The organism is Desulfobacterales bacterium, from assembly GCA_028704555.1.
GTDB lineage: Bacteria > Desulfobacterota > Desulfobacteria > Desulfobacterales > JAQWFD01 > JAQWFD01.
Genome location: JAQWFD010000036.1, coordinates 1 through 12,024, shown reverse-complemented (window position 1 = coordinate 12,024; position 12,024 = coordinate 1). Strand labels below are relative to the sequence as shown.

Here is a 12,024-nt window from a genome sequence, read left to right as displayed (position 1 = left end):
ATAAAAAAGAGAATTTATGATCAGCTATTTACCACTCATTGTATTCGGCGTAATGCTCAACGCTGCCGCCCAGCTGGCGCTTAAGCAGGGGATGCGAACCATCGGCTATTTTGATTTCCGGCTGGCAAGCTGCGGCCGTATTTTCCTTGCGGTTGCAACCAGTCCCTATGTCCTGGCCGGACTGGCATGTTACGTGATCAGCGTAGTGGTCTGGCTGCTGGTGCTTTCCCGGGTGGAGGTCAGCTATGCCTACCCGCTGCTTTCCATCGGCTATATCGTCGTCTCTGTTGCCGGCTGGCTTTTTTTCAATGAATCCATGGGGATCATACGCTGGACCGGGATTATCGTCATATGCCTGGGCGTCTGGCTGATTACCCGGACAGGATAGACAAAAAAAACTGATGAGTGTCCGTCCAGAAATGAGATAGTTTTTTTAAGTTCAAGGAAGGCGAAGATTTTAACCGGAGGAATACATTGAGTATTTCGAGGATTAAAATCTGAGCCTGACGCAGCAATTTGGGGAAAATAATCATTTCTGGATGGACGCTAACGAGTTCAGCGGAACGGGTAAACAATCTTTCAGGACCTGCGATCATGAAAATTTTGATTGTTGATGATGAATCCTCGCTGCGGAAACAATTACATCAGAGCCTGGAAAGCCAGCGTTATATCGTAGAGACGGCGAGGGATGGCGAAGCGGCGTTGAACAGATTGTTCGAAACCGCTTTTGATTTGATTATTATGGATATCATGATGCCCAAAATGGACGGGTTGACTGTTCTGGAAGAGGCGCGAAAGGCCGGAATCAAAACGCCGGTGCTCATGCTCACCGCAAAGGGTGATGTAGCTGACAGAGTGAGGGGGCTTGATATCGGCGCCGATGACTACCTGGCCAAACCGTTTTCTCTGGGCGAGTTGCTGGCACGCATACGTGCCTTGCTCCGACGATCCGGCAGCCAGGCTGAATCCGTGTTGCAGGTCCTGGACCTGCAGCTTGATACGGTGAGCCGTGCAGTAACCAAAGGCAAAGCGCCAATCGAACTGACCCATAGAGAGTTTTGCATTCTTGAGTTCCTCCTCTATAATAAAAACAGAGTCGTATCACGCTTCAGTCTGGCTGAACACGTATGGGGGGATGACTTCGACCCCTTCAACATGTCTAATTTTATGGATGTTCATATCAAAAATCTGCGTCATAAAATCGGGGATTCCGGCCAGGGTAACATGATCCGAACCATCCGCGGTGTGGGATATATGATCAGGGACCCGGAAGAATGACGGTTAAGAAAAGGATTACCCTCCTCGTTGCCTGGACCGGTTTTATTACCACCTTATTGTTTTCCGTTGTCTTGTTCTATGAACTGATCGAACAGCCTTTCGACATTCTGGACAGGGAACTCAAGGAGGAAGCGTACAGGGCCATCAAAATGCGCGTGACAGGGCAGAGCAAATCGGAGTTCCCGCCTGCCGATCCCGATGCTGCTGAATTTTATCCGTATTGGCTCAGAATCTATGAGCAGGATTCCAACAGAATGCTTTACCAGTCACAGTTGGCAAAACGGGTAAACCTTCCTTCCGTAGAACCTGATGCCAGTGCGATTGCCAGTGCGATTGTCCCGCCTGAACGAATCGACCCGGGTCAGGACAGCGGCCGCGAAGTGACCTTCCGGATCAGGACGTTCTTGCTTTCGTTGGAAGGGGGAACGTTCGCTGTGCAGATCGCCCGTCCCATGGAAAAATTGGCAGAAGAAATATGGGAACTGGTTTTCAGCATTGGCGCCGGGCTTATCTTCTGCTGGATGGCATTGGCAGCTATCAGCCAGTTTGTAGCCGGAAAGATCCTGGAACCGATTGGTAAAATGAAGGACCTTACCAGAGAAATCAGTGAAAAGAATCTCGATCAGCGGATACCGACCGGGCCGGGACGGGATGAATTCAGTGAGCTGGCGAGGACGATTAACTGGATGCTGGATCGGCTGCAAAATTCTTTTATGAAACAAAGAGATTTTCTCTTCGACACCTCCCATGAGTTAAAAACGCCGCTGACCACGATGCGGCTGGCTATCGAGGAGATTTTCACCTCCGATATGGGGAGTCTGCCGGCCTCTGTAAAGGAGAATCTTTTCCAGTTAAATGATCAGGTATTGCGCATGGAGCGACTGGTCAAAGACCTGTTGAATCTGTCCTCCCTGGAATCGTTAGCCGGCATCGACCCGAAGCCGGTTGATATCTCCGGGCTATTGTCCTCCCTGTCAGAAGATTATCGTCTTCTGGCTACCGCTCAAAACGTTCAAATGGACATCCGTCTTCCCCGCCGGCTCATCATTCAGGGGGATGCGGGGAAGTTGAACCGCGCGTTTTCAAATATACTGGATAATGCCATCAAATATAACGTGGCAGGTGGTCGGGTCGAGGTGGATAGCGATGAATCCGATGCCGATCCGGCAGATTCTGATTTGACAATCACGGTAACCAACACGGGACCGGGTGTTTCAGAGGCTCAGATCGACAAGGTGTTCGACCAGTTCTACCGGGTGGAACAGCCCAGATCGCTTCAGCACGGCGGCTCCGGCCTGGGTCTGGCGATCGTGAAGAGAATCGTCGAACTTCACCATGGAAAGATAACATTTGAGAGCAAACCAGAGGTTTGGACACGGGTAACGGTTTCTCTGCCCCGGTCTCAGGAAATGACTTCACAATGAAACATGCCGGCTGGCAGGTAATGAAGTCTTTACCATGGTATTTTTCCCCCTTATCCACGATGACGCTTTTAAACCGGTCTCCCCAGAAATAACCTCTGTGGTTGTGCCGTTTGTTGTAATACCGAGCAAATCCGATTCGGTAAAATAAAGCTTCGAGAACCGTTTGATCAGACCCGGCAGAAAATCCTTTTTAACATCCCCCACAGAAAAACCGTCCAGCGCCGTCCGGGCCATGACATGGTACACGGCTGTTTCATCGGATGCGATCATTCGTGATGTGCACGGCATTTTTTAGAATCGGTCTTTATCCGTAGCAGGGTCACTTACGCCTGCCTGCCATAATTTGCCTGCCCCCTTTTCTATAACCGACTGAAAAGGCTCAAACAACGGTCATAAAGGGCAAGTAAAGAGCCTTGAGCCTTTCAGAAAAGTCGAAACAGCATTTTTATCCCCAGCCCCAGGATAACCAGTGCAAGAAACCGTTTCACCGTAGCCGGGCTGAGGCGGGTCTGCATAAAATGTGTGCCCAGGTAACCGCCTGCGCAGGCAGCGCCTCCCACCGGCAACACCAGTGCCGGATTGAAATGTCCCATGGACCAGTAAGCAATGAATCCGGTAAGGGAGGAGAACGGGACAACAAAGGCGGTAACAGCAGCAATCTTTTTCGGGTTAAACCCCAGCATAATCATCAACGGCGAGACAATACCCCCTCCACCGACGCCGAGCATGCCGGAAACCATTCCGGCCAGCGCACCAATGCCGAGCATGGCCGGAATCGGTCGATCCGAACGATACTGGTCCGCGTATTTGGAGCCTTTGAAGAAAAACATCATGTTCCCTGAAAAAAGCAGAAACAGCACAAAAAGCCCCAGCACCGTTTTTTCCGGCAGAAATGTTGACACATAAGCGCCCAAAGGAGCGACAAAAACCGAAGCGAGAATAATGGGGATACCCATCGAAAAATCAAGCTTTCGATTTTTGATATTTGAAATGCTGGCACCAATAAGGCTCACTGTATTTACGAACAGTCCGGTAGGCTTGGCTTCGTTCAGCGGAATGCCAAGCCAGTGCAGTACCGGAACAAGCGCAACGGCTGATCCCACGCCCCCAAGGGCAAAAAGAAAGCTGAGAATAAAAGAGAGCAGTGCGATCCAGATTGTTTCCATGCCGGTACCTTTCGCTATGCTTTCTGCTTTCGTTTAAAGATTGGTCCAGGCTTCAGAAAAGCTGCCATCTGTTCTATGCCGGCCGCAAGACCTTTTACCTGTTCAAATCCTTTATAACGCAGATAGGTATAGACCATGGCAGCCCGAAACACCGAAGAGCAGATCACCACGATAAGTTTATCCGTCGGAAGTTCTTCCAACCGTTTCGGTACTTCATTCACCGGAATGTTTACGGCAAACGGAAAGGAGAGCAGAGAAGTTTCTTCACTGGAACGGACGTCCAGAAAAAATACGTCCTTCCGGTCGGCCATATTCACGGCGCTTTCAGCTGAAACCGCATGTGAGCTGGTGCCGAAGAATTCTAAATCCATTTCAGAAAGTAGTGCGTCAAATCGATCCATAGTTCATCACCTCGTTTTTTATTTATCTGATATTTCAGTTTTCTGAAATCAGCTTTCATATTTTTGCGCAAGCTGATCGCTGATAAACCGGTTTCAAAAAGTTACCTTGTGGACTTGCTCAATTCTGTATTTTCAACAAAAAAAGCCAATTGAATCCATAGACATAAATAGGATTATATATTCTAATGTATCTATATGCATTGCAAGATACTTGCTATCAAATAGGTTTTATAGACATAAATCTGTCTACAAATATTCTTTTTTGGAAATATACGTGCCGGATAAATCTATGTCAAGCTTTTTATCCTCGCAGCCGAGTCTGAATGCTGTTGAACGCCCATGCAAAAAATGTTCGGACAGAGACAAAACTCCAGACCGCGCTGACGGCTTCCCCGTATTTGATAAACTCCAGAGCAAGCGGGTTGGATACATTCTAAACAACCGATATTGTTTTTTTCGGAAATCTTATACAGGCAGCCGGCATGAGGATTGATTCTTTCGAGCATGAAAGACAGATTTTAGGCTTGATCATAACTGCGGCCATATTTTGCTGTGCGTAGACTTGAAGTCCCGCCCGTTGCCGGCATCCCCCGGATCGCGCTGGAGAAGCCGGCAATGGGCGGGACGGGCCCCGTGACATTGTGGCCGCAGTTATGATCAAGCCCCGGATTTTAAACCATGCACAAAAACGATCCGGCTTTGGACAACCGTCAATGCCGGATCATTTTTGGCAGAACCACCAACGAGTTTATATCTTACATTTCAATTGCGGGCGCTTGCTGCACTGGCTCCACGCTCTGATCCGTTTGATTTTTTCGGGCCCGGACAACGGCTGTTCTTTTTTGACTGCCGAGCAGAGCACCCAGATTCTGAATTACGGATTTCATTATTTCCGCCTGCGAATTCAGTTGCCGGGACGCAGAAGCGGTTTGCTCCGAACCGGAAGCATTCTGCTGGACCACCGAATCCATCTGAATCAACGACTCATTGATCTGAGCAATTCCCAGGGCCTGTTCTTCAGAGGCTGAAGCAATTTGTGTTACCAACGCTCCCGCCTTTGACGTGATTGACATGGCGTCTGAAAACGCTGCTTCGGTCTGTTTAACCATTTCACAGCCCTCGTTGATTTTCATGACGGTTCCTTCAATAAGCCCCGTGGTATTTTTCGCAGCCTCCGCCGATCGAATCGCCAGATTTCGTACTTCATCGGCAACCACGGCAAATCCGGCACCGGCCTCCCCTGCACGAGCAGCTTCTACTGCCGCATTGAGTGCCAGCAGATTGGTCTGAAACGCTATTTCATCAATCGTTTTAATGATTTTCTGGGTCTCCTGGCTGGCCGATGAGATGCCTTCCATTGCAAGTGTCAGGTTTTTCATAAAGTCACTGGCAACTTCGGCTACCCCGGTGGATTTGCTCATCAGCCCGTTGGCATTATTGGCATGATCGGCATTTTGTTTTGTCATGATCGTCATCTCTTCCATGGAAGCCGAAATTTCCTCAAGCGACGCTGCCTGCTGAGAGACTCCCGCAGCCAGGCACTGGCCGGCGGAAAGAATTTCTCCGGATGCGGCATCGATCTGCTCCGATCCATCCGATAGATTTTGTATGATTTGCAGCAGGGGCCTGACGATATAGTTACTGATTGCCAGCCCGATGCCGCTGCCAATAACGGCTAATATCAATGCAATGATCACGATCAGCTTGATGACGCCGCCAACATGATGTCGGGCATTTGATTTGACCGTTTCAGCAAGTTCAAGAAACTCGTCGGCCGGACCCGTTGCCGCAATGCTGTAGGTCAATTCCCCCATTTTTAATGGCGCAAATGCGATAAATTTTTCAATGCCTTCAAAACGGGTTACAGCCGTACCGGTTTTGCCTTTAAGCATGCTTGTCTGAACGATTTCCGCTGTTTTTGCACCATTTTTCGGATCGCTCAGATCCTTTTTATCTGCAACTGCGTATCGGGGATGGCTGAGCAATATCCCTTTATTATTTATAATGTACGGATAGCCGGTTTTCCCGTAAACATGATGCTGCAGCAACTTCCACACCAGAGACCAGTCCATATTCATTACCGTGACTCCTTTGAACACATCTCCCTGATAAACCGGGGAGATGATCCGGACTTCGGCCATCCCGGTATTGGCTGCAATCGTAACACCTGAATTAAAAATCTTACCCTGTCCCAGATTCCGGCAGGACTGAAACCAGGCTTTATCTGCCTTGGTTTTAAGATCATCCGACAATTGGCCTTCTTGAAGTTTGACGATTTCCTGCCCTGTTTCATCAATGTAGCGTATCTGGTTATACAGGTATACTTTATTTCCATGGATGTTTCTGGCAGCATTCTCATAAAATGCCATAAACTCTTTTTTCAGCATCTCGATCGATACCTGGGCGGACTCCTGTGAAAATTCATCCCAATACCCGCTGCCGCAAATAATCCAGTCACAACCCTTGAGATACGAATACTGGATAAATTTATTTCGGTTTTCGAACGGATAAGACACCGTTTGAACGCGGTCTTCCTGTCGATTATTCAAAACCTCTTTAAGTTCGGTCAGATTCAGATCGGAAATGACATGTTTTCCTGCCAGCTCATTGTGTGGATGATACAATAAATTTCCCGCTGAATTCATCACGAATAAATATCCGGATTGACCGATCCGTGTATCTAATATGGTTTTCACCAGATCCGACGTAGCTTCCTTTTCCTTGATGCCCACGTACAACATGCCTACGATCTGTTTGTTCAAATCGTATATGGGCTTATAAGCGGTAAAATACCAGTCATTTACCACAAACGCACGACCCAGGAACGTCTGGCCGCTGAGCACTTTTGAAATAACCGTATTTTTCGTACCATCAGAATTTGCGGCCGGGATATAGGTTCCGATAGCGCGTTTTCCGTCGAGCTTCTTGACATTGGTTGCAATTCTGAGCATATCGCCCTCAGAATTCATCTTTTGAAAAATCGTGCAGGTTCCCCCCAGCGCTTTTTGTGCATCATCGACGATCGGGGTCTTTTTTTCAAAACTGTCATTCAAGGCAATGACCCTATCCCCGATTTTCATCAGCGGAAGCTGAATTTGTTTTGTTTTTTTGGAAAACTGATTCACGGCGTTCCAGCTGTGGCGCGTATTGGTTATTCCAATTTTTTTCTGATCCATCAGCATACTTTCAATAACAGTCAGATCAGACTGCAATTTTTTTTCAAGCACCTTCTGCTGAACATGGGATGATCTCACTACGCCTTCTACGATGCTTTTTACTTCGTCTTGTGCCATTTTATTCAGCACTTCGTTTTTCCCGGCTGTAGATTCCAGATAACCGGTCATATTGGAGGATGCAGCCAGCTTTTTACTATCATTTTCGACGGTATCCAAAAGGGTTTCGATGCGTTGCCGGTCGCTTTCAACCCCGGCCTGCAATGTCTCGAGCGCTTGTTTTTCAAGCGCCGAATACGACTCATCTGAAGTGCTTTCACCGAAATCGTCAAACGTCTTGATACTGACGCCTCCGATCACGAGAATCGGAAAAATTACCAACATCAGGCAAAGAAGCGTTAATTTCAATTTTAAGGATATGTGCTTTAACATTGTTACCCACCTTTCCTTTTTTCCCGACCGATGTTTTAAGCCAGCTTCATCTTAATCATCTTTATTCTACTATATTTTTTTGAGTGCAACAGATCGAAACCACTTTAAATAAAAAATAATAAGTAAATTACCACCTGAATCATGTATAATAAAGTTATTTCTTAAAATCTTCAAAAAAACTGAACACCGCTGAATCAAAAGGCAACTGAACCTGTCCCCGAAATGTTTTTTACAGTTATTAAAAAATGAAAACTTCGTTCAAATATTTTTTATTTTACGTATTTGTTTAAATTTGGCGAACCATGTTATGGTTGGAAAATAAATACAAATATAAATACAACCAATTTTACTTATTTCAATGCTACTGGGCGGAAATGAACGATTAAAGGCAGCAGTTCCCGCGTATTGAAAACATCAGCAAACGACCACGTCGCTGGTCTTTATATAACGTTTTAAATTCAAAATAGACATTTTATATCCGCGGGGTAACATCATGGCGAGTCAGGTGCTTTTAATTTGGAGATAAACACAAACACAGGGGGGTGAAGCAATGAACGACAAGGAAATTTTCTTTGAAAAACAGCAGAACATCGGCATTATTACCCTGAACCGACCGGATGCGTTTAACACCTTCAACATTCCGTTCGCCCGTCAGTTAAACGACGCACTTGCGGCCTTTGACGATGACGACGACATTCGGGTCGTTATTGTTCGGGCAAACGGCCGCCAGTTTTCAACCGGCATTTCCCTGGATGAATTCAAGGGTAAATCCCACAAGGAAATTCGTGAATTTCTTAAAGGAATGGACGAGCACAACCACACGATATCCAAAATGAAAAAGCCGGTGATTGCTTCGGTCAAAGGCCTGGCTATTGCCAATGGAGCCGGGCTGGTTTTTGCCTGCGATATGGCAGTTGCATCGGAAAATGCCAGATTCGGCACCACGGCCATCAATGTGGGGCTGATTTGTCTGGGACCGGCCGCTCCCCTGATGCGTCAGGTGGGAAGAAAGAAGACCCTGGAAATGGTGCTGACCGGCGATATGATCCCTGCTGATGAGGCTCTGAGACTGGGTCTGATCAACAAGGTGGTACCAGAGAATCAGCTGGAAGAAGCCACCATGAAACTGGCCGAAAAACTGGCGGCAAAAAGTCCGCTGGCCCTTCAGATCGGCAAGAGAGGGATTTACGGAATGGAGGACATGCCGTATCACAAGGGGTTGGATTATTTAACCAATCTATTTGCGTCGCTGTGCGCTACGGAAGATGTTCAGGAGGGTATAGCAGCCTTCCAGGAGAAACGTCCTCCGGAATGGAAAATGAAATAGCCGATTGGGCTTGATCATAACTGCGGCCATATTTTGCTGTGCGTAGCTTCGGAGTCCCGCTCCTTGCCGGCATCCCCCGGATCGTGCTGGAGAAGCCGGCAAGGGGAGGGACGAACCCCGTGACATTGTGGTTATGATCAAGCCCAGCCGATTTATCAGAAGGCAGGCCTCGTTTTCCGGCTGCTGCCGGGTTAAGATTTATATTTTCCGGTTCCCACGCTTCTGCGTGGGAACCGGAAAATTGGGTTGAATTTGAAAAAGCAACAGGCTTACATCATTTAATCAAACGCCATTTCGGTTTTCCAAACCTCCCAGACCTTTCCAACCAGTTCCGGACCCGGCTTCAGTGTCATTTTACCGGGTTTCCATCCGGCCGGCGTAGCTTCGGTTCCTTTACTGTTTCTGATCAGCTGAAGCGCATGAACCTGCCGCAAAGTTTCCGCCACATTACGGCCCATAGCAGGGGTGAGCACTTCATAGGCTTGAATCACCCCTTCCGGATCAATGATGAATCGGCCCCGTGTTTCAACCCCCGCGTCTTCATCGTAGACGCCGAATACGTTGCCGACCTTTCCACCGGCATCGGACAACATGGGAAACGGGACCCCGCCTTTGACCATTTTTGAAATCTCGTTATCATTCCACATCTTATGAACAAAGACACTATCAACGCTCATTGACAACACCTCAACCCCCAGGTCCTGAAACGTATCGTTTGTTTCGGCAACTGCCGAAATTTCCGTTGCTCAGACGAATGTAAAGTCACCCGGATAAAAACAGAGCAGAACCCATTTGCCCAGATATTCAGACAGTTTGACCGATACGAATTTACCTTTTTGATAGGCGGGTGCCGCAAAATCGGGTGCTTTCTTTCCAACTTGTATCATCGTTTTGACCTCCCTTTTGATAATTGTGTCCGCTCCAGATTCATTTAACTTCTTTTCAACGATTTTTTCTCCGACCGGACCGCCGGTCGGCCGGGCGCAGCCCATTTTTATTTCCTCTCCCATAAGATCATCCTTTCCCGTTGACGGTTGTTATTTTATCGTAAGGATTATTTCTAAAGATGTTTTTTTTCGAAAAGCCAAAACAACAGGACTGAAAGTACGGCAAGCACCAAAATTACCGTCCAATGGTTGAGGCCTGTCAGCTGCGGCAATCCGATTTTTCCATAGTCTCCGATACGGATGATATGGGCATTCATAAAAGGATGAATCTCGGCATACAGCGCCCCGCCGAACAACATCCCCAGAATTCCCCACAGAGCATCCATTCTGCCTTCTCCAAGCGCGCCTGCCGCCGTCCCGGGGCAGTAGCCCAAAAGAGCCCAGCCGATACCGAAGATCAAACCGCCGATTACCTGGGCGCCGATGGAGGTCGGTTTCATACTCAGTTTAATCAGTCCAGCATCTTTGAGCAGGTAAATACCTATCGATCCTACAATGATCGCGCTCAGCATGAATTTTATGATGGTCATATCTATGAGCCTCAACGCACCGATCTGTCGATCATATCTGAGTACCTGGGCTTTTTGCATAAAAAATCCAAAAAGGATGCCGGTCACCACCCCGTAAAATAAACTCATAGTTATCTCCTTTGAATGCCGTAAATCAGGTTGGCTATGATCATGCCGCCGACAAAAAAAGCGACCAGTGCGATAAAACCACTGAGTGAAAGCTGAGCCAGACCGCTCAGTCCATGACCGCTGGGTCAGCCACCGGCAAGCCGGGCTCCGACAAGTGCGACCGTGCCGCCGGCAAAGGCAACAATTCCCCGTTTCAGCGGCCCGGGGCCGAACCTTTCACGCCACATATCAGGGACCATCTGCATCTTAAACTCTCCGGAAAGCTTTGAAGAAATAAATGCACCGATGACAATACCGATCACAAACATCAGCTGCCAGTCCGGAAGGGCGGATGGACCATATTTGCCCTTTTTCATAGTAAAATATTCGTTCGTCGAAGTGTCGATACCCATGTTTTTTTCAATTACCGATGCACTGCGGGAAAAGGTGGTCGATGCGCCAAAAAATTGGCCGCTGATCAGCACCGATAAAACCAGCAAAAGCCCTGTCAAGCCGCCGGCAAGATAGGGACTCCAGTTTTTTTTGAACATAGTTCCTCCTTACGAATGACACATTAATGTTACAAAAAAAATAAACTAACAGACAATGATTGGATTCCTGAGTTTGCTCGTTTTGTCTATCAGGCCTGCCCTCCGTGCTGCAGCAGTAAAAAAAACAATATACGCCATTCGGATAATCCTAAAAGCAGGACGTTAGGTACAACAGACAGGTAAAATTTTTAAAAAAATAGTTTAAGGATTGAAAAACGTTTTTGGGCACCCGACTTCTGGAAAACAGTCCGGCGCAACGGCAATTTTTTTTCAAATTGAGTTTGAAAGGGTTGGTTCTATCATCGGCCCTTTCGTCCTTCCCGCGGTGATCCAGTTCGGTCGGCCTTTAGATTTCCGCTTTTTTGGGAATGACGAGAACGGGATGCAACGCGGTAAAAATGAATTTGGCCGAAGTTAGAATCCAGCCCGGTGTGAATGGAAAACCGATTAGATCAGCACCCTGCGGGCGGACTGAGGAGCGCTTTTTATCTTATGACATCCTCAAGGGAGCAAAAATCCCGCTTCTCAATCACAGCGTTCCTCAGACTGTAATATGCTGATAAAATTAATTAAAAAAATAAAAATTCCTATGATCACAATATTCAGTTGGATTAAGCTAACGAATGCGCGTCGGCAATTAGTTGGATGATTTGATCAGGGAGAGAATGATTTTTTATCAGCTTTCCAAAACCCGGCAATATTCGATCT

At 47.4% G+C, this 12,024-nt stretch carries 11 protein-coding genes; 4 read left to right on the top strand and 7 right to left on the bottom strand.

The window, feature by feature from the left end; translation table 11 throughout:
- Positions 1-16 precede the first annotated feature (16 nt).
- From PHQ97_12560 to PHQ97_12550, 3 genes are all read left to right on the top strand, one after another.
- Positions 17-388, top strand: coding sequence for an EamA family transporter (locus PHQ97_12560; GenBank protein ID MDD4393565.1), 372 nt, complete (start codon positions 17-19; stop codon positions 386-388).
- A 206-nt stretch (positions 389-594) separates the two neighbouring features.
- Positions 595-1,278, top strand: coding sequence for a response regulator transcription factor (locus PHQ97_12555; GenBank protein ID MDD4393564.1), 684 nt, complete (start codon positions 595-597; stop codon positions 1,276-1,278).
- Positions 1,275-2,702 (top strand): HAMP domain-containing sensor histidine kinase, encoded by a 1,428-nt coding sequence (locus tag PHQ97_12550; GenBank protein ID MDD4393563.1) that lies wholly within the window; start codon positions 1,275-1,277, stop codon positions 2,700-2,702. Before PHQ97_12555 ends, PHQ97_12550 begins: the two co-directional genes overlap by 4 nt.
- On the opposite strand, the gene PHQ97_12545 is transcribed toward PHQ97_12550, so the two are convergent.
- The 4 genes from PHQ97_12545 to PHQ97_12530 all read right to left on the bottom strand — a co-directional run bounded on the left by PHQ97_12545 (position 2,694) and on the right by PHQ97_12530 (position 7,874).
- The gene (locus PHQ97_12545) at positions 2,694-2,990 is read right to left on the bottom strand and encodes a hypothetical protein (protein ID MDD4393562.1); all 297 of its coding nucleotides are present in this window, start codon (positions 2,988-2,990) and stop codon (positions 2,694-2,696) included. The two genes, PHQ97_12550 and PHQ97_12545, sit on opposite strands and share 9 nt — an antisense overlap.
- Positions 2,991-3,124: 134 nt before the next feature.
- Positions 3,125-3,868 (bottom strand): sulfite exporter TauE/SafE family protein, encoded by a 744-nt coding sequence (locus PHQ97_12540; protein MDD4393561.1) that lies wholly within the window; start codon positions 3,866-3,868, stop codon positions 3,125-3,127.
- Between the two features lie 14 nt (positions 3,869-3,882).
- Positions 3,883-4,269, bottom strand: coding sequence for a rhodanese-like domain-containing protein (locus PHQ97_12535; protein ID MDD4393560.1), 387 nt, complete (start codon positions 4,267-4,269; stop codon positions 3,883-3,885).
- A 755-nt stretch (positions 4,270-5,024) separates the two neighbouring features.
- Complete coding sequence (locus tag PHQ97_12530; protein MDD4393559.1) at positions 5,025-7,874, bottom strand: Cache 3/Cache 2 fusion domain-containing protein; 2,850 nt, start codon at positions 7,872-7,874, stop codon at positions 5,025-5,027.
- Between the two features lie 550 nt (positions 7,875-8,424).
- Between PHQ97_12530 and PHQ97_12525 the strand changes: the two genes are divergently transcribed.
- A complete protein-coding gene (locus PHQ97_12525; GenBank protein MDD4393558.1) occupies positions 8,425-9,201 on the top strand; it encodes an enoyl-CoA hydratase-related protein in 777 nt (258 codons plus the stop codon).
- A gap of 278 nt (positions 9,202-9,479) precedes the next feature.
- Here the strand turns inward: PHQ97_12525 and prxU are convergent, their stop codons facing one another.
- From prxU to PHQ97_12510, 3 genes are read right to left on the bottom strand one after another with little or no spacing between them, the layout of a single operon-like run.
- On the bottom strand, positions 9,480-10,211 hold the full coding sequence (prxU, locus tag PHQ97_12520; protein ID MDD4393557.1) for a thioredoxin-dependent peroxiredoxin: 732 nt from the start codon (positions 10,209-10,211) through the stop codon (positions 9,480-9,482).
- Between the two features lie 50 nt (positions 10,212-10,261).
- Positions 10,262-10,786, bottom strand: coding sequence for a YeeE/YedE thiosulfate transporter family protein (locus tag PHQ97_12515; protein ID MDD4393556.1), 525 nt, complete (start codon positions 10,784-10,786; stop codon positions 10,262-10,264).
- A gap of 2 nt (positions 10,787-10,788) precedes the next feature.
- Positions 10,789-11,316, bottom strand: a complete 528-nt coding sequence (locus tag PHQ97_12510; protein MDD4393555.1) for a YeeE/YedE thiosulfate transporter family protein — start codon at positions 11,314-11,316, stop codon at positions 10,789-10,791.
- Positions 11,317-12,024 lie beyond the last annotated feature (708 nt).